Raw genomic sequence first — 22398 nt, 5'->3', positions numbered from 1 at the left:
AAATTATTGTCTAATCAACTCTGGTAGAGGTTCTGATATCCAACTTTCGGCTTTGTATAAGCTTTTTATACCTAATCGCCAATAATGATAAACGCCTATTGCATCTTTACCAAATTTGTCTGCTGCTTGTAGTGCCTCGGAATTTTCCCATGCGACGACGCTAAAACTATGTCGAAATCCTAATTCCTGATAATAATACTGCGTTGCTAAAACTCGTTGGAAATGAAAACCAGATTTTCGGTAATCAGGAAAAGTATAATGGTTATAGAAATAAGCTGTTTTATCATCAAGTTTTACAAAGCAATTTAAGTAATCAATAAATGGATTTTTAGTAGCTACCCAACCAAAAGAGGCTATTTTTTCTTGAGCATTTTCACTTAATATTAAAGCAAAGCAGTCATGACCACGTTCCCAACTTTTTTTAGTGTTTGCTATTTCTTTGGCAGACAAACAATTTTCTAACAATGGTAAATGTTCTTTAGTCAAAAGAGTAAATTTTATTGATAGATCAAATTTTATTGGTTGGGAAACCGCAAAAGACCGACGATAGCAAAGAACACGTCGATAAAAAGTTGTCATCAACTTCATTTTTAATGTTTTTAACGACATATTTTTATCTGTAACTAATTAGACCTAGGTTTGATTACCTTGATAGCTAAATAATAGCCAGTAAAATAACGAGTTGGCAAAGAGTTTAATTTTTCAAAATACAGAAAAATTTTTCTAAGTTGTGTATCTAGGGATTTTACACCTAATTTTTCTAAAAGGCTAACTAAGAATATTGCTAGAACGCGAGGAACATGGCTAATAGCAGTAATTTCTTTTATTTCCAAATCTAGGTTTTCTAAAGATTTGCATAACTCTTGCCGAGTTAAAGTAGCACCAACATAATAAGGCACTAACCCTAACTTATTTAATAACTTAAATGGTAATTTATTTCTTAGCCAAATAACTGGATTATGAGGATTATCTAAAGTTAAAACTAGCGTTCCATCTAAACTTAAGATTCTAGCTAGTTCTTTTAAGCTAGCGTCAAGTTCATGTTTGTGTTGAAAATGATCAAGCGATGAACCAGAAAAAATATGTTTTATGCTTTTGTTTTCTAAAGGGATATTTCGCAAATCAGCATTAATTATAAATACTTCTTTTTGAGTCTGTTTTAGTCTTTTATAAGCTGCCTTAGTTATTGATAATGAACAATCTAGCCCAACACTACCATTAGGAAAAAAAGATAAAAGGTTATGTTCTGTGATAGCTTCCTCAAAAAGATCTGTTTTTAGGCAAGGTGATTGTTCAAAATTATTTATCCATTTTGTAACTAATTCTAAATAAAGCTCTTGCATATAGGCTCGCCAAATATTAAGCCGAGGCGAGATTGTAGTTTCTTGATAAATTTGATCCCAATAATCAAATTTATTTTTGCTGTCCAATTTAGGCATAGATTGATAGATAAGAAGTTAGCTACTAGATTATTTAGCAAGTATAAAGTGGTTTTTAATAAAGAATCCACTTATTAAGCTCTTTTGTATTTGTTTAAGTAGCCTATAGTAGGTAAATTATAAAGGAATTGCTAGACAAATAGTTTAACTTTTCTAGCCTTTTATGGGAAAGAAGGAAAAACTTTAAATTTTCTCCTTCTTTAGCCCCATATTAATATGGATTTTAGGCTATTTTGTAGCTTTACCAATATAATAAATCCATATTTTTCCGTAAGGAGATTCTGGTAATTCGACTAGAAGATGAACAGGTCTTACCACATCATTTCCTAATTTTTTAGTAAGTTCAAATAGTTTCTTTTGTTGTCTTTTATCACAAATAAAAGCGTATTGCTCATTAGGATATTCTCCTTTTAGTACTTTTTTCATTAAATAGCGAGAAAAAACCCGATAGTCATTTTTGTTTACACGCGCAAAGAGGTGCCAATAAGTTGGTACACCAATAGGTATTAAATTAGGCGTAACTGTTTTGTGTAAAACAGTTGCTAGTTGTTTATTTTGCTTACAGGTAAGAGTTGTTAAGTATCTTTGATATTTATAAGTTAATACAGCTACACCACTTGTATAAGTAAATACCATTACCATCAATGCTACTAATATTACTCGTGCTGCTAGGCGTTTTTCTTTGGAGATAGGTTCTTTTGGTTGTTCTTCTAGTAAAAATTTGCTTAATTCAGGTGTCAAGGCTATTAGTTTCCAAACTAGATCATTTAAGGTAATGCCAATTGCTAGGGCGAACCAAACAGTTAAATGTGGTAGGTAGGAATGAGTTTTATTACTTACTTCAGTAGCAAAGAACACTACTATACAAATAATTGCCGTAAGGGAATAAATATAAGGGGATGTAGAAAGAGATTCTTTTTTTATTATTTGCCGGATAATTCTAATAAATAAGTAAATTACAGCTATTATGGTTAGAATTTTAAAAAACAGAACAGCGTAATTTGTAGTCATAAACATTACGCCATCATCCCAGTTTGCATAGCGTTTAGGTTCAGCTAAAATGTTTGTCCCTAAGCCTGTTAAAGTCAGACCTTTAGCTCGTCCTTTTGCAAGAATATTAAATTGTGCTAGATAAACCTCTCGGTTGCTCCAGCAATAAAGTGCATAGGGCAAGGCAAACAAATTAATACTAATTGCTACTATCCAAGGCTCAAGCTTTATTAGCATTCGCCAACCATAATCAATAAAAAGCCAAATGCCTAATAGTATAACTACATATAAACCATTAAGATGGGAAAATACAGAAAGCGTGGCTAAAACCCCTGCCATTATTAACCAACCTCTGCCAGATTTTAAAGTTTGTGCTAATAGGAATTTGGCTTTTAAGTAGGAAAATGCAGCAGTGATAGCAAAAAATACCGAGATAAAATCATTGCGTAGGAAACGACTACCAGTAAAATAATTGTTGTCACAAGCTAGTAAAGTAATAGCAACTATTCCCGTTACACGTCCTCCCCACGAACGTCCAATTAAATAAACTATTAGTAAAACTCCGATACTTAAAGTTAAGTTAAACATCCTAGCTTGCAAAATTCCAAAACCAAAACAACTAAACCAGCCTGCTAATAAGTAAGTAAAAACTGGATTGGTAAAAATTCTTTCTCCTATCTCATTATTAAAATGCCTAAACATTGGTAGAGACATTTTTCCTGTTTTTAGCACCTGGTAAGCTGGTTGCATCAACCAAGGTTCATCTTTCCATGGTGCAGGGTGAAACTGTATTTTTTGTGATGCTAGCACAAAAAAGCTTCCTATTATTATTCCTACTAAAACTATCTCAATAAGCACATCCCAACGAAAAGACTTCATTAATTCCTCCAATAAATAAAAATAGTGAATCCTGTAAAAAGGATAGATTTAATATTGAAAGGGGAGTGTATAAATATGCTCAAAAATTTGTATGATGTTTAGGGTTTATTTTTAGTAAAAAGTTTGTTTATTTAGCAAGAAATACTGCTAAATTTTCCTTGTCTTGATTTGCCCTCTAACCCGCTAGGTTGTGGGACTTGGGCTAGATCTAAGATTATAGGCAATATGTCATAAGAACTATAGTAATTTAGCAGGGAAAATCTACTGCACTTTCCCTGCTAAGTTTCTCTTATTTCTTGCTAGATAGTTCTACAACAACCTATTTAACCCATACAATCTTTATAAAATATATACGATAAAATTGACATACGATAAAATTGACGTACAATGTTTTTAACATACGTTAATTTTATCGTATGTCAATTTTAACTGATTTTGAGGTGTAAATATGAAAGCCAATCCTGGAGGATACATAGAACCCACAAATGTTGTAGGGCGAGATGATTTTATTAAAACAATTTGGAATATTTTAGAACAACAAAGCTTAGTTTTAACCGCAGAACGAAGAATTGGAAAGACTTCCATTTTGAATAAGATGGAAGCAGAAAATAAAGCTCTACAAAATAACAGCTTCCTGAAAAAACACTTGATTTTCAAAGGTGATTTAGAAGGATTTCGCTCTCCATTAGAATTTGTTGAATGGTTGTATAAAGAGATACAGCCATATCTAAGCCCATTACAAAAAAACACCACCAGGATAAGCAAGTTTTTAAGCAAGTTTGGTGAAACAGAAATTGCAGGTATATTAAAACTACCTAAGATTATAGGGGATTCTTGGAAAATTTTATTAAATGAACTCATTAGCGATTTGATGGAAAATCAAACAGATACACCGATTTTTTTCTTTGATGAGTTCCCAATGATGCTTGATAACATAGTTATCGATCATGGAGAAAAAGCAGCAATGGAAATGCTGGATGTTCTAAGGGCATTACGCCAGACATATCCAAAGCTAAGAATGATTTACACTGGATCAATAGGGCTACATCACGTAATCAGGAAGCTTAAAAAAGCAGGTTATGCTAATGATCCTACAAATGATATGAAGGCAGTAGATGTTTCACCTTTAGCAATTGATGATGCACAGGATTTAGCACTTAAGCTATTAAAAGGTGAAAATATAAGCACTCAAAACCTAGAAGAAGTTGCTAAAGCTATTGCAGAAAACGTTGATGGATTTCCATTTTACATACATGGAATTGTTAGCGAACTTAAGCAACACAAAGATGTTGATGTTAAAAATGTTAATGAGTTAGTAAATGAAAAGCTTGTGGAAGGAAATGATAGTTGGCACTTAGGCCATTATGAAAGCCGCATACATAAATATTACTCTAGTGATGAGTCCAAAATTAGCTTAATTATCTTAGATATCCTTGCTTCAGCAGATAAACTACTATCTTTTAATGAGATATTTAATTTACTTAAATCTGAAATGCTAATTGAAGATAAAGAAATAGTTCGCAAGCTACTAAGATTACTTCAACAGGATCACTATATTACTAGGCAAACAGACGGATGTTTTCATTTCCGCCTATCCATAATTAAAAGATTTTGGAAAATTAATAGAGGTTAAGAAACTAATATGAAAGATGATTTTCGTTCTTACTTTAGCCCTAATTTAATGTCTAAAGAAACTTTGGAAATGTTATTTGTTCAACGCCAAGAATTAGCTAAAGAAGTGACTGAATCCATAGTTGATAGCATTTCAACAAGTTCTAAACACTATATTTTGCTCATTGGGCCAAGAGGTATTGGAAAAACACATTTCACTTCATTAATTTACCACCGCTTAAAAGACATAGCTGCTTTTCAAGAAAAAGCCGTTATTGCTTGGTTAAGAGAAGAAGAATGGGGTGTAAGTTCATTTTTAGATTTACTAATTCGCCTTTTACGTGCAACTTTGTCTGAAGAATCCAGCCCAACCATAGCCGAACAAATCAATAAGCTTTATGAAATACCAATTAAAAACGCTGAAGCTCTAGCTAAAAATTTGTTAGAAGAATTAGTTGGAAATCGAACTTTAGTAATTTTAATGGAAAATCTAAACCAAATATTTAAAGGTTTAGGTGATAAGGAACAAAGAAAATTAAGAGCTTATTTGCAAAACAATCCCTTTTGTACCATTTTAGCTACTTCCCAAAGCCTATTTGATGGCGTTTCTTTGCGAGATTCACCATTTTATGGGTTTTTTCAGATAAAGTATTTGAAGCCTTTGAATTTAGAAGAGTCAACAGAGCTATTAAAAAATATTGCTAACCATAAAAAAGATAACGAGTTAGCTAGATTAATTTCTAGCCCAATGGGAACGGCTAGAATTAGAGCTATACACCACCTCACAGGTGGAAATCATCGGGTCTATATAATTTTTTCAGAATTTCTTAATGCTAAAGCCCTAGATGATTTAGTAGAACCTTTTATGCGAACTCTTGACGACCTTACGCCATATTACCAATCAAGATTAAATGAAATATCTGCACAACAGCAAAAAATAATTGAATATCTATGCGAAGAACGTCGCGCAGTTGTCGTCAAAGAAATAGCACAACGCTGTTTTATGACACATCAGACTGCATCTAGCCATCTTAAAACCTTAAAAGAAAAAGGTTATGTTATTTCTCATAATATTGGGCGAGAATCCTATTATGAGCTTCAAGAACCTTTAATGCGTCTTTGCATAGAGGTCAAAATGCACCATGACAAGCCTATTCGCTTATTTGTTGATTTTTTACGTTTTTGGTATTCATCAAATGATTTAGAAACACGCCTAGCTTCTACTCCAAATGATTCTTTTGAATGGATTTATTTAAAGCAAGCTATTGAACTAACAAAAAAAGAACCTAATCCTGTTATTTCTATATGTAGGGAAGAATATAATGAGTATATTAGGGAAGAGAATTGGAATAAAGCATTAGAAATAGTAGAAGAAATCCTTGCTATTTTGGAGCAAGAAAAGGAAAGTGAAAAAAATAAAAAAGATGCAATAAAATATTTGATTAGTAAAGGGATAATACTATTAAATTTACGACAACATGAGGAAGCTTTAGAAACCTTTGAAGAAGCTACAAAAATTGATTCTAGTAATACTCTTGCTTGGTTTTATCTAGGAGTTGAATTAGGTGTGTTGATGCAATATGAAAAGGCATTGTTAGCATTTGAAAAAGTTATAGAAATCGATCCTAAACATGCATTTGTTTGGCTTAACAAAGGTCATCTTTTTGACTTAGGTAAATTTAAGAAGGCTTTAGATTCTTTAATAAGGTATAGTTTTAGCTTAGATAACAAAGGTTTTTTATCTGTGTCATTGTTTGAAAAAGGAAAATGTTTGTTAGCACTAAACCAATGGGACGAAGCATATATTGCACTAAATGAAGGTTTTTTACAGGCAGATAGTTTACAAAAACCTTACATCATAGATATTACAAATATTATTGCTATTCTTATTCAGTAGCACAAAAGACGCAAACACTTGGAAAGATCGGATAAAAAACTTGTTGAAATATTTGATAGGCATAATGCTCTTTATTTTTTAAGGATAAGGGTTAGTAGCAAGTATTGATTTATTAATTTCATTTCCAACAAACCTTAAACTTGTACAAACTTGGGAGACTTATGGAAAGGGTTGTTAGTGAAGAAAAATTACCGGTTGCTTTTCGATTTATGGATATTGCTATTAAATATTATGAAAATGATAAAGATCCACGTGTGTTGTTAGAGTTACCTATAGAGGAACGCGAGATATTGCAAGAAGTGTTAAAGAGTAACACTTAGTTTTTATACCAAGTTTCTATATCTTGAAGTTGCTGATAAATTGTTTCTGATATAGGTTTTTGCATAAGTTGACTTTTATATAGAAATTGTACTCTATAACCTATAGGAAGCGATTTCCAATATGTTGCTTGCCAGGGTGATAAAATATCCCAGGTTTCGCTGCCTGAGATTATAAATTTATCGCGGTATGGATGTAGGTTTAAATATTTCTCTACAAGGGTTTTATCTGCCGAAATAATTTCACCATCATTTACACCATAACTAGCATATACATAACGATCCCAATTTGGGAAAGAATATTCTTCCCATAAAGCACCCCCTTTTTCAGTTAAACCATAAGGTGGAGCTATCAATTTTTTTTTAGGGCTATATAAGTATTTTTTAATCTCTTTATCTGTAGGAATAAATTTATCTCCATTTTTCTTATAAGCAACTATATAACCACAATCAAATAAATTCTTTAAGTGAATAAACAATTGTTTTTGAGAAAGATTTGGCGTAGTTCTATTAAGGTAAAGTTCAATATCTGGTTTTGTCAATATATTTATAAAGTGTTTTCCTTCAATAACAATGTCTAACAAGAAATATTCGTTTTTATTCATAGATAGCTTACTTTAGGTTATATACTAGATTAGTTATAAAAGTTGAACCAAAATAAAAGGGAAAAGCTATTAACTTTTCCCTTTAGTTTAACAGTGTTCTTAGCTTTAATTTAAGCTAAATAGACTCGTTTAGCAGAAATGATATCTTTTAGTTCGGTTAATGAAGCTAAAAGCTCATCGCTTGGAGAATTATCAATTTGGCAAAGTAAAATTGCTGTGCCGCCGATTTCTTTGCGTCCTAAATAAAGCCGGCCAATATTAATTTCATTGTCCCCAAGCAGTGAACAGAATTTACCCAAAACACCTGGGACATCTTTATTAGAACAAAGCAACATATGGCCTGTAGGGATTGCTTCTAAATGAAATCCATTTATCCTAACGATACGTAGATCTTTTTCGCCAAACAAAGCACCAGCAACGCGGCTTTGTTGTTCATCAGTTTCCATTGTTACTTCAATAAGGCTGGCAAAGTCTGTTGCACGGCGGGAACGCGCTTCACTAATGCGGATTCCGCGCTCTTCTGCTACAAGTGCAGCATTAACAAAATTAACTCTTTCGCTTGTTGGGGAAAGTAAACCTACTAGGATTGCTTGAGTAATTAACTTAACGTCATATTCCACTACATCGCCAGAATAGTCAATGTGGACTTTTTTAACATTGTGACCAAAGGCTTGACCTTGGAATGAGCCGATTTTTTCACCTAATTCAATATAGGGTTTTACTTGTGCTAAAACTTCTGGATTGACGGATGAAGCGTTAACAGCACCGCGAATTGTGCCAGTAGAAAAGAAATCTCTAAGTTGTTCGGCAATGGCAACTGCTACATTGACTTGTGCTTCAGCAGTGGACGCGCCTAAGTGAGGTGTGCAAATTACTTGATCTAAACTTAGCAACGGGTGATCGGTTGGGATTGGCTCTTGTACAAACACATCTAAAGCAGCACCAGCGACTTTTCCACTTTTAATTGCATCATAAAGATCTGTTTCGTTGACTAAGCCACCACGCGCACAGTTAATAATGCGGACTCCATTTTTCATTTTTGCAAAAGCATCTTTATTGATGATATTTTTGGTTTCTGGAGTCATTGGAGTATGTACGGTAATAAAATCAGCTAAAGAAAGTAGCTCATCTAAAGTAACTAGCTCAATTTTCATTTTTGCAGCGGCTTCACGGGTTAAATAAGGGTCAAAAGCGACTACACGCATACCAAAACCTTGAGCGCGAGAGGCTACAACACTGCCAATTTTACCTGTTCCAACTATACCAAGAACTTTGTCTAATAGTTCAACACCGCTAAATTTTTTCTTTTCCCATTTACCGGCCTTCATTGAAGCGGTTGCTTGAGGAACATTGCGGGCTAGAGAAACCATCAAAGCTAAGGTATGCTCGGCTGTAGTAACTGTGTTACCACCAGGAGTATTCATTACTACAATTCCTCGTTGTGTTGCTGCTGAGACATCTATATTGTCAACGCCTGTTCCGGCACGACCAACAACTTTTAATTTTTCTCCTGCTGCAATAACAGGAGCAGTAATCTTAGTATCACTTCTTACTACAACACCATCATAGCTAGCAATAATTTCTAACAATTGATCTTGGCTTAATTCACCTTTACGATCTACTTCAATGCCTTCTGCTTGCTCTAAAATCTTCAATCCGGCTTCCGACAGATTGCCGCAAACAAGAACTTTATAACTCATAATACTTTTTCCTTATTTTTGATTTGGTAGGTTAAGATTTTTGCTTAAAATAAAACTGGTCATTCTAGCAGGATTGATATTAGCTACCAATAGATCAAAGCGGCTCTTTTCCTGATAAAAATTTCTACAACTTGATATCCAAAAATATACTATTAAAAAGTTCTCCATTTATTGATAACCCTCTAAATAAAAGGTTTAAAAAGAATGGGTTGTCTTGTAGGTTGACACATATTTAATAAAGTCGTAACATATTGAGTTACTGAATCTTAAGCGAAACTCTATTAAACAAGTTTTTTATATTAATTGGCAATTGTATCAATAACTAAAAGGAATTAGTTACTAGTAGGTGGTGTTTATGGTTGAGAAAGCCAAAATTTATCCAGTTAAATCAATACCCGATAAGCTATTTTTTAAGATTGGTGAAGTATGTGACCTTATTGACGTACAACCACACGTTCTACGTTATTGGGAATCTGAATTTCCTATGTTAACACCACAAAAAAATCGTGCTGGTCAGCGTACTTACCGCCGTAAAGATGTGGAGGTTGTTGTACGTATAAAACAACTTCTTTATGATGAAGGTTTTACCATTGCAGGAGCAAAAAAGAAATTAGCTTCTGAACTTCGTGGTAATAGCACTAAGTTAAAAGTTGTAAGCCCTGAAATCGTTGAATTAATTCCAGAAGTAAGAATAGTTGAACCAACACCTATAGAAATACATAAAGAGGAAATACATAAAGAAGATATAGTAGAAGTTGTTGCACAGTTGCATTCATTAAGAGAAGTAATAAGTGAGCCTACTAGTAAAACTACAAAGCCAATAGTCTTAAGTCCAGAGCAAAAACAGGCGTTGCAACAGATAAAACGGGATCTGCATGGTTTATTGACAATGCTTTCTCGTGATGCGATAATCCCCGGCAAATAAACGGAAGCGGGATGTAGCTCAGTCTGGATTAGAGTGCACGCTTGGGGTGCGTGAGGTCGCTGGTTCGAATCCAGTCGTCCCGATACTGAAAAAAACGAGGGGTGCAAAGCAAGGCTAAACTTTGCTTTCGCACCTCATTTTAATTTCTAGTTAATTTTTATCCTAATTTTATCCTAAAAATTTTTATGCCAAGAATTTTAGTAACAAATGATGATGGAATAGATTCTGAAGGAATTAAAGCACTAGCTACAAGTTTAACAGCTTTGGGAGATGTAATTGTAGTTGCTCCTAGTACAGATATGACAGCCGTGTCCCACTCCTTAACCTTGCATTCACCTTTAAGAATAGAGCAGCGAAGCGATAATTCTTATGCTGTTAATGGAACACCTACCGATTGCGTAGTTTTAGCTATTAACATTTTAATGAAAGATAATTTACCAAACCTAGTAGTTTCTGGGATTAATCGCGGTGCTAATTTAGGCGATGATATCCATTATTCTGGAACGGTTGCAGGCGCAATGGAAGGGACGCTTTATGGTATTTCGTCAATAGCGGTTTCTTTAACTGGACGAGATCGTTATGATTTTCAATATGCAGCCGAAGTAGCAAAAGAGATTGCAGATAAAGTCTTAAAAACAGGTCTTCCGCGAGGAACTTTGCTTAATGTTAATGTTCCACGTGGCCCAATTAAAGGTATTGCAATAACTCGCCAAGCTTCACGAATTGCAGGAACAGAAATAGCTGAAGGTCGAGATCCTCGCAACCGCCCTTATTATTGGGTTGGTTATGGCAAGCTTAATTGGGAGCAAGCTGCTGGGACAGATTTTGCAGCAATTAAACAAGGGTTAGTTTCTATTACGCCTATAAAAAATGATATGACTAACCACAGTTATTTGACAGAGTTAGAAAAGTGCTACCCTGACTCAAAAACTGAAAGTCAAAATAATCAAAAAAGTGATGTCCAAAAAGATTTAGCAAATTTGGAAAATGCAGAGTATTTATATTAAATTTTATGAGTAGTTTTGCCCCACCAAATACAGATCCTTATCATTTTGCTCGTCAAAGAATGATTAATTCTTTGCAAGGTCGTGGTATTCGTGATGAACGAGTGTTAAAGGCTATGGCGAGTGTTCCAAGACATCTTTTTGTTGAAGAGGCTTTGACAGCTAAGGCTTATGGAGATTACCCGCTACCAATACCTGGCGGACAAACTATTTCCCAACCCTTTATGGTTGCACAAATGACTGAGCTTTTAGCCGTAACAAAAAGAGATCGTGTTTTAGAAGTAGGTGCTGGCTCAGGCTATCAAACAGCCGTGTTATCTTATGTTGCAGGGCTGATTTTCTCTATTGAACGGATTGAGGAACTTGCTAAATTAGCAAAAATGAGAATCCGACAATTTGGAATTGATAACGTAATTTTACGCTGTTCAGATGGTAGCTTAGGTTGGCCTGAACACGCTCCTTATAAAGGTATTTTAGCCGCTGCCGCCGCTCCAGAAATCCCCACAGCCCTAGTTGAACAACTTGATATAGGTGGCAATCTAGTTTTGCCAATAGGCACAGAACAAAATCAACGTCTAATTCGCGTTCGTAAAACTGCCCAAGGTACAGTTACAGAAGATCATGGAGGAGTGATTTTTGTAAAAATGATTGGTCGCCAAGGCTGGACTAAATAAGATTTGTTTCTTTGTTTTTCCAATAATCTTACAATTCGTAAAACAGAATTTTTTCTTAAGGAGATAACTTAGTGGAAACAGAAATTATTTCCATAGCAGAAAGTTATAAAGGAAAAATAAAAGACAGTGCTATTTTTTTTGCTCCTGATATCCCACCTAAAAAGTTAAAAAATGCTTTAAAACTTTATGCTGGAGATGCAGTTTTTGAGGAAGTGTTAGTTTTAATTGATAGCACGCTTTTTGGTAGTGCTAAAGAAGGTGCGTTAATTACAGATAAAAAACTTTATGCCCGTAATCTTTGGGATAGTCCAATAAAGTTTTCTTGGAAAGAAGTTGAGTCAATAGTAATTTTAGAAGATGAAGGAAAAGTACAAATTAATCAAATAAATTTCTTAAATACTATTTTTCCTGAAATGAATGCAATGAAATTGCTGGTACGAATGTTTAATGAAATTCTAGCGGTTGTTCATCCAGATAAAGTCTTTCTAAATGAAACTAAGGAAGAAACAATTGAAGAAATTAAGGAAAAGAAACTATCTAACAATATTGACTTATCTAAAGTTAAAGTTGCACCTTTGTTGGCTCATTACTCTCCTGTAGATGCTTTGCGGGAATTAAAAAAACTTTATGAGGAAGGAATTTTGACAGAAGAAGAGTATAACTTAAAAAAACGAAAATATTTAGATTTAATTTAAGTGTTTATAATTCCATAAAAGTTCTAAAAAAGTTCTAAAATTAGATTCCTGTAAGTATTAACCTACAGGAATCTAATTGTTTTAAAACTTAGAAATTTTTAGGCAGTAGCAATTTGCTTATTCATCGCCGCCGTCGTCGCCACCGTCGCCGCCGTCACCGCCATCATCGCCACCGTCACCGCCATCATCGCCACCGTCGCCGCCGTCATCGCCGCCGTCACCGCCATCATCACCGCCGTCACCACCATCGTCACCTTCATCACCACCATCGTCACCTTCATCACCGCCGTCCTCTTCCTCGCCACCATCGTCTTCTTCGCCACCTTCATCATCACCTTCATCATCGCCTTCATCATCGCCTTCATCATCCCCTGCCTTCTTCCTCCCCTTCATCCTCCTCATCGCCTCCATCATCACCCTTCGTCTACCACCTTCATCATCATCACCTTCGTCATCATCACCTTCGTCATCACCTTCGTCATCATCACCTTCGTCATCATCACCTTCGTCATCATCACCTTCGTCATCATCACCTTCGTCATCATCACCTTCGTCATCATCACCTTCGTCATCATCATCTTCGTCATCATCACCTTCGTCATCATCATCATCGTCATCATCATCATCATCATCATCATCATCATCATCATCATCATCATCATCATCATCATCATCATCATCATCATCATCATCATCATCATCATCATCGTCATCATCATCATCATCATCATCATCATCATCATCATCATCATCATCATCATCATCATCATCATCATCATCATCATCATCATCATCATCATCATCATCATCATCATCATCATCATCATCATCATCGTCATCATCATCATCATCATCATCATCATCATCATCATCATCATCATCATCATCATCATCATCATCATCATCATCATCATCATCATCATCATCATCATCATCATCATCATCATCATCATCATCATCATCATCATCATCATCATCATCATCATCATCATCATCATCATCATCATCATCATCATCATCATCATCATCGTCATCATCATCATCTACAAATTCAAATAGATCATCATCATCGTCGTCCCAATCTAAATCATCATCATCGTCGTCGTAATCTGTATCGTCTTCATAATCATCATCATCGTCTTCTAAGTAGTCATCGTCATCCTCAAAGTCGTCCTCATCCCAATCCTCTTCATACCATTCTAATTCTTCTTCAAACTCTGATTCTTCTAGTGCATATTCTTCTTCTTCGCTCAAAAATGTTTCATATTCCCATTCACTTTCTATTTCGTGGGCTGATTCTTCCCATGTTTCCCAATAGCTATTACACTCTTGGTAAAATTCTGAGGTGTTTGTATAAAAGGCAAAGTTTTCTGTATAAGATGAAAGTTGTGAAGGATAGAAGGAATATTCTGTTTGATAATAGCTAATATCATAAAGGTTTAGACCTTCGTTTATATCCCATTCTGTGTAGTTAAATATTGAGTTGTTGTTTTCGCACCAAATATCTACAGCATAGTCAACAACAGGAATAACAGCGGGAACCGCCAAGACTCCCCATGCAGGAGAAATATGGCTTCTGTTAGGAGAACCTTTTTTGTTTTTCTTTTTGTCTTTCTTGCTAGGTTTAATAGGTTTCTTATCTTGATGAGGTGATTTATTGGCTTCTTGTATACCAGCAACTAACCAAGTATCTCCAACAAAACGAGTTGCTTTACCACTAGAATCAGCAAAATATTCATAAGGAATATAGCAATAACCTTTGTCTCCCCATTTTTCACCCCAAGAATTACGAACAATAAACACTTTATCTTTTTCTGAGTAGCCAACAAGCAACATTGCATGGCCGCCTAGAGATTTTTCATTATCTGGATCTGGTACAGGAACACGACCTTTGGGGCCTACTTTTTGGAAAGATTCAAAGATAATTACTATAAATGGAAGAGCATAACCTTCAGCTAAAGCACTTTTTACATGATGAAGATTAGATAAATCTACACGTTTACCATGTTTAATTACAAAAGTATTAGCTTCTTTGTATGCTTTTTCGTTGGGACGTGCCAAAACTCTTTTAACATCAAAAGGCCAGGTTGGTTCTACACAAACACCTTGCTTTTGCACTACTCTAACTGCATAAGCAAGTTTTGAACCTTCGTCTTTATCTGCTTTGCCGTCCATATCTCTAGCATTAAAGTAAATAAAGAGACGGCTAAGATCAGGCGATTTGCCAAATGTACGGCTAAGTAAATACTCAAATGCTCCTACCACAGCATTTGCAACACAACTACTAGTTTGGCTTTGATCTTCTACCTTAGTCATAAATTTACGTAAATCTACACCGGGAGGAAGTTCAGAAGGGGAAAATCTAGGAGTATAATTTGGAGATGTTGGATCTTTTGGATCTGGTAATGTTCCTCCAATTTTAATTTCTTGACCAGTTTCTTTGTTTACAATAATGCCTTGTTCAAGAGAAGTTGAACGCTCTGTTGGTGCTTTATCTCCACCTGTTGGGATCCGTAGAACTTGCCCAGGATGTATAAGGTTTGGGTTTTTGATAATGTCTCGGTTAGCCTTGAAAATTGCTTGCCAAGGTACTTTACCTTTAGTAACTTTTAGGGCAATACTTGATAAAGTATCTCCTTTTACTACAGTGTAAGAAATATAATCACCCGTTTTTGCTTGTTCACAGACTTGTTTTACTGTTGAACCATTTGCGGGGATACGTAAAACTTGCCCAGGAGTAATTACATTTGGATTTCTAATTACATCTCGGTTAGCTTGATAGATTTGTTGCCAAGAAAGTTTTCCACCTGTTACATTTTTAGCTATTTTTGATAAGCTATCACCTCTTTTTACTGTATATTGTGAATAACTACCTGCTGCACCAGAATCTTTTGCTGAAGAGCTAACTTCAGAAGCTTTCCCTAGAGTAGGAATTTTTAGTGCTTGACCTGGATAAATTCTATTAGGATTACTTAGGACATCACGATTGGCTTGAAAGATTTTTTGCCAAGAAACTTTTCCACCTGTTGTATTTTGGGCTATCTTAGATAGTGTATCCCCTTTTTTTACTATATATTGAATGAAATTTGACATATCTTCTTCTCCATAAATGTTTACAGAAATCTGCTCTAAGCTATTTTGCTAGAGACAAAATAAGTTGTACCACTGACGAACGCCTATTTTTTAAGATAGGTTTGACTATGAAAACTGTTTAAGAACAAAACCATCAATATTAAATTTGATAATTTATTGATAGTTTAAGTAAATACAGGTAATACTATTTATTTGCAGGCACCTAATAACTGTTACTTTAGTTATTAGTAAAGAAGAAAATTTTATCTGCAAATAAGCAGATAATTTGTGGTAAGTTTTAGAAAAGAAAAGCTTTTTGTTTATTAAATGCAGAATAGCAGTCCTCTAACCTTCTTAAATTTTTCCTACCTTTAAGCAGAACAAAAAGATTTTTAGTTGATATATGCTAATGTTTATTACTTAAAAATAAGCTTTTAAAGTTTATTTTTAGTTGCGCGACATTGTAAGATATTTTTTATAAAAATGAAAAGTTTTACTCTTAGAAATTTGATCTATATACAAGTAATATGGTTTATTATGATTTATATACAAGTAATATGGTTTATACATTAATAGTTTACATACAAAGATATACCTATTTTAAAACTAAAATTAAAATAAAGAAGATAAGCTATAAAAATATTTTGTAATTAAGATGATTTGTCATTTTGCCAAAGTGTAGAAAAAGAAATTTATGGTTAGTAAGGAATAAACAGTAAAAGGCTAACATGTTTGTAAGTAGGATACTTTAATTTTTTAGTTAAATGTAAAGACTTTTGTATTGATGTTATTTTCGTGTTTGCTTAAGTTACAAATAAGGTTAAAATAGTTTTTCTTTCAAACTAATCAAAAAGTTTAAGCTTAAAATTCTATTATTTTTGGAGTGATGTCTTTTGACTGAACAAGATAATATTCAACTAAAAATTTTTGGTATTAGTGATACAGGTGTTATTAGATCGCAAAATCAAGATTCTTTTATTGTTGCAGATCTTTCCACAGGGTCGATACTAGCAGATTTTTCTTCCCGCCGTTTTGTCTCTGGAACAAAAGAGATAATTAATCAAAATTTAGGTTCAGAAGGAAGTTTGCTAGCCGTTGCTGATGGTATGGGTGGGGCTGCTGCGGGAGATATTGCTAGTTATCTTGGTTTAGATACTTTAGTGGCAGAACTAACAAAGGCTGTAAATAATGGAGTACGTTCACATCTTCCTGTAACGGATTTACTAAAAATGTGTGTAGAAAAGTCTAATTTTCGTCTTTGGGAAGAAAGCCAAATGAATATAGACTATCGTGGGATGGGAACAACTCTAACAGCTTCATTAGTTTGCGGTAACAATGCTTATATTGCTCAAGTTGGAGATAGTAGGGCTTATCTACTTAGGGCAAATCAATTTGAGCAAATTACTAAGGATCAATCAGCCGTACAAATGTTAATAGATCTTGGACGATTAACCAAAGAGCAAGCTGCTACAGCACCAAATCGGAATATTATTTTCCAGGCTTTAGGGGTTGAACCTAGCATACAAGTAGCCCTAACCAAATTAGAGTTAAAACAAGGTGATTGTTTGTTGCTTTGTTCTGATGGTTTATCAAACAAGATTGAAGATAATGAATTAAGAGATATTTTATTAGCGGAAGATTTAGACACGGCTTGTCGTGATATGGTAGAACTTGCTAACTTACGAGGTGGAGAAGATAACATTACTGTAATAACCACAAAGTTTTTAGGAGAAGGTTTAGCACAACCTATAACAGATGAACCTATTTGGCGAAGTGTTGAAATTCTTTCTATTTTCTTCCCAGGTGAAGGAAGACGTGGAATGCAAACTAGCAAACTACCACGTATTAAAATACCTGAACCTATTGAAGATGACGAATAATTTAGCCTTATTTTTATCAATAGAAAATTGAGTAGTAAAAAGGGTAAAAATAAAAAAACACAAAAAACACAGAAAACATCAACTAACTCTACTCAAGTAGTTAAGCCTCCAGAAGAGGTATTTTTATCAGTAGGGGAGCAGTTTTCTATTTGGTTAAAACAAATATTAAATGCTCTTAAACAAGCAGCGATTAAGTCAAATGATGATAATTGTTTTGCTTTAGCAAAAGAAGCTGCATATTCTTTTATCCTGTCTTTTTTCCCAATGTTAGTAGCACTTATAACCCTTTTTTTTATTTGGGGAAATGCTACTCGTAGCATCACAGAAATACTTACTACACTTAACAGAATGATGCCTACAGAGAGCTATAAAATTGTAGAAAACTATATTCAAAGCATGACTCTAGATTCTAGTTCTAAGTTGTTTTGGTTTTCGCTAATTGGAGCTATTTGGGGTGCTTCTGGAATAATGGGTACAATACAATCTGCTTTTAATAAAATTTATAAAATTAAATCTCAAAGAAGTTTTTGGAAACAACAATTAATGTCTATTTTTTTGGTATTTGTTACAGGTATTCCATTATTTATATCTACTATAGTTACACTTTTTGGAGAACAGGTAGAACTTTTTTTAATAAGGAAATATGGGTTTGATTATATATGGGATTATATTTGGAGTTGGACACGTTGGATAATAGTTTTAATAACAGTAGTTTCTATGGCTGTGCTAATTTATCGTGTAGGAACAGAGCGTAAGCAAAAATGGAGGCTTGTACTGCCAGGCGCGATGCTAGCAACAATGCTTTGGTTAATTGCTACATTGCTATTTAATTATTATGTTCAACATTTTGGATCTTATAACCAAGTTTATGGAAGTTTAGGAGCAGTAATTATTTTATTAATTTGGATGTTTCTAACAGCTTTTGCACTACTTTATGGAGCAGAGTTTAATTATCAATTAGAATTAATGAGCAATAAGAAAGAGTAATTTTTAGCTTCGCTTCCAATCGCCAGATTTCCCACCTTTTTTACTTTCTAGTTGAATATTTGTAATAACAATACTTTTATCTATAGCTTTACACATATCATAAATAGTTAATGCTGCAACACTTACAGCCGTTAGAGCTTCCATTTCTACCCCTGTAGGGGCTGCAATAGAAACACTAGCCAAAATTCTAATGCCTTCATCCGTTAATGTTAAGCTGATATCAGCATGACTAATTGGCAGTGGGTGACAAAGAGGAATTAAAGTAGCTGTTTGTTTGGCTGCTAAAATGCCAGCTATACGGGCTGTTTCAAATGGATTACCTTTAGGTAGTTGATGGGCGCGAATAGCTGCCACTGTTTCAGGAGACATTTTTACTAACCCACTAGCGATAGCATGACGCTTACTATAGGTTTTATTGGTGACATCTACCATTTGAGCATTGCCTTGCTCATCTAAATGAGAAAACTGTGTCATAAAAATTACTTATATATCAAAATAACAAAAGCCACTTGGGTTGCAAGTGGCTTTTAGAAACGGAGCCGACGGGGCTCGAACCCGCGACCTCCGACGTGACAGGCCGGCGTTCTGACCAAACTGAACTACGACTCCAAAGAAAATTACTATTTGTTTTAACGGAAGCGGTAATTTAACATTGCCCCTAGGTTGTGTCAATAAAAAATTCTGGCTTTTTTTATAATTTTACCGGTTTATATAGGTAAACTAGTTTTTTAAGCTTCTTTAAGCATAGAGAAAACAAACAACTATTGTAAATAATTAAGGAAAATATTATCTTCTTAGGAACTTAACAACCGGATTAATTAAATCAAAATAAGCAATTAATAGAAAAGTTATTTTGTTCTTAACAAAGATATATTTATGAAATTTTCTTTTAGCGGGCTGATAACAGAGGATTTAGCTATTGATTTAGGTACAGTTCATACTTTTGTTGCTGTTCGTGGGCGCGGTATTGTAATAAATGAACCTTCTGTTGTAGCAATTGATCGCAGTGATGGTGAAGTTGCTGCTGTTGGTAATGAAGCATTAGAGATTTTAGGGCAGTCTCCAGAGCAGGTAGAAATATTTCCTCCTATGGAAGATGGAGTAATTACAGATTTTGACCTAGCAGCAAAAATGCTTGCTCTTTACATTCGTAAAGCTCGTGGAGGGCGATCTGCCTTTTCTCGTCGTGTAGTTTTAGGTGTTCCTAGTGACATTACTAGTGTTGAGCGTTATGCACTATATCAAGCTGTACAAGCAGCAGGGGCAAATAAAATTTATTTAATTGACAAAGGATATTTAGCTGCTTTAGGAGCAGAAATTTTTGCTAACAATGAACGTGCTAGCATGATAGTTGATATTGGCGGAGGTACAACGGAAATTGCTGCGGTAACACGTTCTCACTTAGTAGCATCTCGCTCCATTCGTCGGGGTGGTTCAGATATGGACACCGCTATATTAGAACATATAAAACGCTACCATAATTTAATGATTGGAAGCCGTACCGCAGAACGGGTAAAAATGGAACTAGGTTGCGCTTTACCTATTTCTAAGCTTAATAGTTCAGCACTAGAAAATACAAAAATTCGCGGACAAAGCATTGTTCATTCTGTTCCTGGAATGATGACAATTACCCCTAATGAAATACATGGGGCAATAGAGCCTATATTAAAAGAAATAATTAATGCAATTAGAAGCTTTTTGGAAGATTTATCACCTGAAGTTGCAGGAGATATTCATAGTCAAGGGATTACTTTAACTGGAGGGGGATCGCTACTTGCTAAATTTGCTGAACGGGTTGCTAATGAAATGCACTTAACAGTAAAAACGGCAAAGAGTCCTCGTGAGTCTGTTGTTTATGGTGCAACGGCTGTTTTCGATAACCCATTGCTACTACGCAGACTTTCCCGGCAAGCAAATTAAACAGTTTATAAAATCTTTAATCCATAAAATAATCTAAGGGGAATATTTAATGGCTGCACCACTAGAAGGAATACGTGTATTAGATTTATCTCGGCTCTTGCCAGGCCCTTATTGCAGTATGTTATTAGGCGATATGGGAGCGGAAATCTTAAAAATTGAAGAACCAAATTATGGTGATCCTGCTCGTTTAGTACCTCCACGCTTAAAAGAAGAAGGCGCATTATTTTTAACAGTTAATCGCAATAAAAAAAGCGTGACACTCAACCTAAAAGAGCCTCGCGGCGTAGATGCTTTTATGAAACTGGTTGCTAAATCAGATGTTGTTTTAGAAGGCTTTCGTCCAGGCGTTGTGGATCGTTTAGGCATTGGCTACAAAGAAGTTAGTCAAATAAACCCTAAAATTGTTTATTGTTCAATTACTGGTTATGGGCAAAGTGGGCCAATGTCGCAGCGTTCTGGTCATGACATTAACTATATTGCTATTGGTGGAGTTTTAGGCTTAACTGTTGACGCTAAAGGTGTTCCAATAATTCCATCTGTGCAAATTGGGGACTTAGGCGGGGGGCTTATGGCTGCTGTATCAATACTAGCAGCACTGCTTTCACGAGAAAAAACTGGCAAAGGCCAATATATTGATATTGCTATGATGGATGCAGCACTTTCTATGTTACCCGTTATGGCTGCAAACTTTTTTGCAGGTAAAGAAGTTGAAGTTGGAACACATTCCCAGCTAACAGGACATTATCCTTTTTATAATGTTTATAAAACTAAAGACGGGAAATTCCTTTCCCTAGGTGCGTTAGAGCCAAAATTCTGGAAAAATTTCTGTGAAGCTATTGGACGTAAGGATTTTATTGATAGACAATTTGCTGAAGGTAAAGACAAAGAAAGGCTTTATACAGAAGTACGAAGCATATTTTTAAGTCGTACTCGTGATGAATGGCTAAAGTTTTTAGAAAATAAAGACGTTTGCTGTGAACCTGTTCATAATATGGCAGACGCGCTTTCCAATCCTCAATCATCTCATAGAGCTATGATTTTTGAGCTAGATCATCCTGTTGAAGGGCCACTAAAACAAGTTGGCTCGCCGTTTAAGTTTTCTGATACACCCGTTAGAATGAAGCTTCCTCCTCCAAAATTAGGCGAACATACCGAAGATATTTTAGTTAATATTGCTGGATATACTCCAGAAGAGCTAAAACGCTTAAAACGAGATGGTATTACTAAAGAGAAAAAGGATTGTTTGAAAAATTGCTTTTGGTGTAATGAAATTTTTTGGAAGGGTTTAAGAATAAGGGTCACTTTTAAGAATGGCCTATTTAACTATTTGTGTTGCTTGGCTTGCTGCAATAGACCATTTATCAGAATCTTTAATATAAAGTGTTGTCCATCGGTAAGTTAAAGTAGCTTTTTTTTCTTTACTGAAGATTTTGCTAATACCTGTCACCAAAGCAGCATTAGTGTTATAAGTGCGAATGGTTAATTCTGTTTCTGGAGATGATTCTATGGTTATTTCACCTTTTAGTAAGCTCTTGATTCTAGCTGTTTTACTGTCTGTTTTGCCAGAAGCGTGGATATGATTAAAGTCTTCTCTATAAATTTCATCTAGCTTTGCTTTATCTTTTCTGCGAATGACTTCTTTAACCATTTCTCGAAAAGCTAAAATCTCATTTTTAACTTTGTTAGTTGTTTCTTGATAGTGTAGAACTTGATTTTTAATGGAAAAGTAAGTTATTATTAATCAAATTATTTTGCATAAGTGGCTGTAAACTTAACAAGTTAATAATAAGTATTGCTATTTGT

General features: G+C 34.7%; 19 protein-coding genes and 2 tRNA genes. 12 read left to right on the top strand and 9 right to left on the bottom strand.

Features of this window, described 5'->3' with window-relative positions:
• Positions 1-3: 3 nt before the first annotated feature.
• From IPK14_03875 to IPK14_03865, 3 genes are all read right to left on the bottom strand, one after another.
• Positions 4-609 (bottom strand): hypothetical protein, encoded by a 606-nt coding sequence (locus IPK14_03875; GenBank protein MBK7992563.1) that lies wholly within the window; start codon positions 607-609, stop codon positions 4-6.
• Positions 610-623: 14 nt separating this feature from the next.
• Positions 624-1439 carry a methyltransferase domain-containing protein gene (locus tag IPK14_03870; protein MBK7992562.1) on the bottom strand — a complete coding sequence of 272 codons (816 nt, stop codon included), beginning with the start codon at positions 1437-1439 and terminating at the stop codon, positions 624-626.
• Between the two features lie 228 nt (positions 1440-1667).
• Positions 1668-3308, bottom strand: a complete 1641-nt coding sequence (locus tag IPK14_03865; protein MBK7992561.1) for a phospholipid carrier-dependent glycosyltransferase — start codon at positions 3306-3308, stop codon at positions 1668-1670.
• 448 nt (positions 3309-3756) lie between these two features.
• Here IPK14_03865 and IPK14_03860 point away from each other — a divergent pair, with 448 nt between their 5' ends.
• The 3 genes from IPK14_03860 (at position 3757) to IPK14_03850 (ending at position 7136) form a co-directional block, all read left to right on the top strand.
• On the top strand, positions 3757-4941 hold the full coding sequence (locus IPK14_03860; GenBank protein ID MBK7992560.1) for an ATP-binding protein: 1185 nt from the start codon (positions 3757-3759) through the stop codon (positions 4939-4941).
• Between the two features lie 9 nt (positions 4942-4950).
• On the top strand, positions 4951-6816 hold the full coding sequence (locus IPK14_03855; protein ID MBK7992559.1) for a winged helix-turn-helix transcriptional regulator: 1866 nt from the start codon (positions 4951-4953) through the stop codon (positions 6814-6816).
• Between the two features lie 161 nt (positions 6817-6977).
• Positions 6978-7136 carry a hypothetical protein gene (locus IPK14_03850; protein ID MBK7992558.1) on the top strand — a complete coding sequence of 53 codons (159 nt, stop codon included), beginning with the start codon at positions 6978-6980 and terminating at the stop codon, positions 7134-7136.
• Here IPK14_03850 and IPK14_03845 read toward each other — a convergent pair.
• Together IPK14_03845 and IPK14_03840 are read right to left on the bottom strand one after the other, a co-directional pair.
• The gene (locus tag IPK14_03845; protein MBK7992557.1) at positions 7133-7738 is read right to left on the bottom strand and encodes a hypothetical protein; all 606 of its coding nucleotides are present in this window, start codon (positions 7736-7738) and stop codon (positions 7133-7135) included. The two genes, IPK14_03850 and IPK14_03845, sit on opposite strands and share 4 nt — an antisense overlap.
• A 110-nt stretch (positions 7739-7848) precedes the next feature.
• Entirely contained in the window at positions 7849-9438 is a 1590-nt protein-coding gene (locus tag IPK14_03840; GenBank protein MBK7992556.1) for a phosphoglycerate dehydrogenase, read from the bottom strand.
• Between the two features lie 355 nt (positions 9439-9793).
• Between IPK14_03840 and IPK14_03835 the strand changes: the two genes are divergently transcribed.
• The 5 genes from IPK14_03835 (at position 9794) to IPK14_03815 (ending at position 12736) form a co-directional block, all read left to right on the top strand.
• Entirely contained in the window at positions 9794-10363 is a 570-nt protein-coding gene (locus IPK14_03835) for a MerR family transcriptional regulator (protein ID MBK7992555.1), read from the top strand.
• Between the two features lie 7 nt (positions 10364-10370).
• Positions 10371-10446, top strand: a tRNA-Pro gene (locus IPK14_03830).
• 102 nt (positions 10447-10548) lie between these two features.
• Positions 10549-11370, top strand: a complete 822-nt coding sequence (gene surE, locus IPK14_03825) for a 5'/3'-nucleotidase SurE (GenBank protein MBK7992554.1) — start codon at positions 10549-10551, stop codon at positions 11368-11370.
• 5 nt (positions 11371-11375) lie between these two features.
• Positions 11376-12041 carry a protein-L-isoaspartate(D-aspartate) O-methyltransferase gene (locus IPK14_03820; GenBank protein MBK7992553.1) on the top strand — a complete coding sequence of 222 codons (666 nt, stop codon included), beginning with the start codon at positions 11376-11378 and terminating at the stop codon, positions 12039-12041.
• A gap of 413 nt (positions 12042-12454) precedes the next feature.
• Entirely contained in the window at positions 12455-12736 is a 282-nt protein-coding gene (locus IPK14_03815) for an SHOCT domain-containing protein (GenBank protein MBK7992552.1), read from the top strand.
• 117 nt (positions 12737-12853) lie between these two features.
• Here the strand turns inward: IPK14_03815 and IPK14_03810 are convergent, their stop codons facing one another.
• Entirely contained in the window at positions 12854-15829 is a 2976-nt protein-coding gene (locus tag IPK14_03810) for a LysM peptidoglycan-binding domain-containing protein (GenBank protein MBK7992551.1), read from the bottom strand.
• Positions 15830-16701: 872 nt separating this feature from the next.
• Here IPK14_03810 and IPK14_03805 point away from each other — a divergent pair.
• On the top strand, positions 16702-17688 hold the full coding sequence (locus tag IPK14_03805; GenBank protein ID MBK7992550.1) for a serine/threonine-protein phosphatase: 987 nt from the start codon (positions 16702-16704) through the stop codon (positions 17686-17688).
• Between the two features lie 27 nt (positions 17689-17715).
• Positions 17716-18675: a YihY/virulence factor BrkB family protein gene (locus tag IPK14_03800; GenBank protein MBK7992549.1), complete on the top strand. Its 960-nt coding sequence runs from the start codon at positions 17716-17718 to the stop codon at positions 18673-18675.
• A 3-nt stretch (positions 18676-18678) separates the two neighbouring features.
• Here the strand turns inward: IPK14_03800 and moaC are convergent, their stop codons facing one another.
• Positions 18679-19149: a cyclic pyranopterin monophosphate synthase MoaC gene (moaC, locus tag IPK14_03795; GenBank protein MBK7992548.1), complete on the bottom strand. Its 471-nt coding sequence runs from the start codon at positions 19147-19149 to the stop codon at positions 18679-18681.
• A gap of 60 nt (positions 19150-19209) precedes the next feature.
• Positions 19210-19284, bottom strand: a tRNA-Asp gene (locus IPK14_03790).
• A gap of 267 nt (positions 19285-19551) precedes the next feature.
• On the opposite strand from IPK14_03790, the gene IPK14_03785 reads away from it, so the two are divergent.
• Positions 19552-20595: a rod shape-determining protein gene (locus IPK14_03785; GenBank protein ID MBK7992547.1), complete on the top strand. Its 1044-nt coding sequence runs from the start codon at positions 19552-19554 to the stop codon at positions 20593-20595.
• 49 nt (positions 20596-20644) lie between these two features.
• On the top strand, positions 20645-21997 hold the full coding sequence (locus IPK14_03780; protein MBK7992546.1) for a CoA transferase: 1353 nt from the start codon (positions 20645-20647) through the stop codon (positions 21995-21997).
• Here the strand turns inward: IPK14_03780 and IPK14_03775 are convergent.
• The gene (locus IPK14_03775) at positions 21911-22243 is read right to left on the bottom strand and encodes a nuclear transport factor 2 family protein (protein MBK7992545.1); all 333 of its coding nucleotides are present in this window, start codon (positions 22241-22243) and stop codon (positions 21911-21913) included. The genes IPK14_03780 and IPK14_03775 overlap by 87 nt on opposite strands.
• Positions 22244-22398 lie beyond the last annotated feature (155 nt).

The organism is Blastocatellia bacterium (genome assembly GCA_016713405.1).
Lineage (GTDB): Bacteria > Acidobacteriota > Blastocatellia > Chloracidobacteriales > JADJPF01 > JADJPF01.
Note: the sequence above shows the minus strand (reverse complement) of the source record. Positions and strands in the feature narration are given on the sequence as shown.

Bases quoted from the DNA above. Each gene is read 5' to 3' on its own strand.
- IPK14_03875 (MBK7992563.1), bottom strand. From the start codon at position 609: ATGTCGTTAAAAACATTAAAAATGAAGTTGATGACAACTTTTTATCGA.
- IPK14_03870 (MBK7992562.1), bottom strand. From the start codon at position 1,439: ATGCCTAAATTGGACAGCAAAAATAAATTTGATTATTGGGATCAAATT.
- IPK14_03865 (MBK7992561.1), bottom strand. From the start codon at position 3,308: ATGAAGTCTTTTCGTTGGGATGTGCTTATTGAGATAGTTTTAGTAGGA.
- IPK14_03860 (MBK7992560.1), top strand. From the start codon at position 3,757: ATGAAAGCCAATCCTGGAGGATACATAGAACCCACAAATGTTGTAGGG.
- IPK14_03855 (MBK7992559.1), top strand. From the start codon at position 4,951: ATGAAAGATGATTTTCGTTCTTACTTTAGCCCTAATTTAATGTCTAAA.
- IPK14_03850 (MBK7992558.1), top strand. From the start codon at position 6,978: ATGGAAAGGGTTGTTAGTGAAGAAAAATTACCGGTTGCTTTTCGATTT.
- IPK14_03845 (MBK7992557.1), bottom strand. From the start codon at position 7,738: ATGAATAAAAACGAATATTTCTTGTTAGACATTGTTATTGAAGGAAAA.
- IPK14_03840 (MBK7992556.1), bottom strand. From the start codon at position 9,438: ATGAGTTATAAAGTTCTTGTTTGCGGCAATCTGTCGGAAGCCGGATTG.
- IPK14_03835 (MBK7992555.1), top strand. From the start codon at position 9,794: ATGGTTGAGAAAGCCAAAATTTATCCAGTTAAATCAATACCCGATAAG.
- surE (MBK7992554.1), top strand. From the start codon at position 10,549: ATGCCAAGAATTTTAGTAACAAATGATGATGGAATAGATTCTGAAGGA.
- IPK14_03820 (MBK7992553.1), top strand. From the start codon at position 11,376: ATGAGTAGTTTTGCCCCACCAAATACAGATCCTTATCATTTTGCTCGT.
- IPK14_03815 (MBK7992552.1), top strand. From the start codon at position 12,455: ATGAATGCAATGAAATTGCTGGTACGAATGTTTAATGAAATTCTAGCG.
- IPK14_03810 (MBK7992551.1), bottom strand. From the start codon at position 15,829: ATGTCAAATTTCATTCAATATATAGTAAAAAAAGGGGATACACTATCT.
- moaC (MBK7992548.1), bottom strand. From the start codon at position 19,149: ATGACACAGTTTTCTCATTTAGATGAGCAAGGCAATGCTCAAATGGTA.
- IPK14_03785 (MBK7992547.1), top strand. From the start codon at position 19,552: ATGAAATTTTCTTTTAGCGGGCTGATAACAGAGGATTTAGCTATTGAT.
- IPK14_03780 (MBK7992546.1), top strand. From the start codon at position 20,645: ATGGCTGCACCACTAGAAGGAATACGTGTATTAGATTTATCTCGGCTC.
- IPK14_03775 (MBK7992545.1), bottom strand. From the start codon at position 22,243: ATGGTTAAAGAAGTCATTCGCAGAAAAGATAAAGCAAAGCTAGATGAA.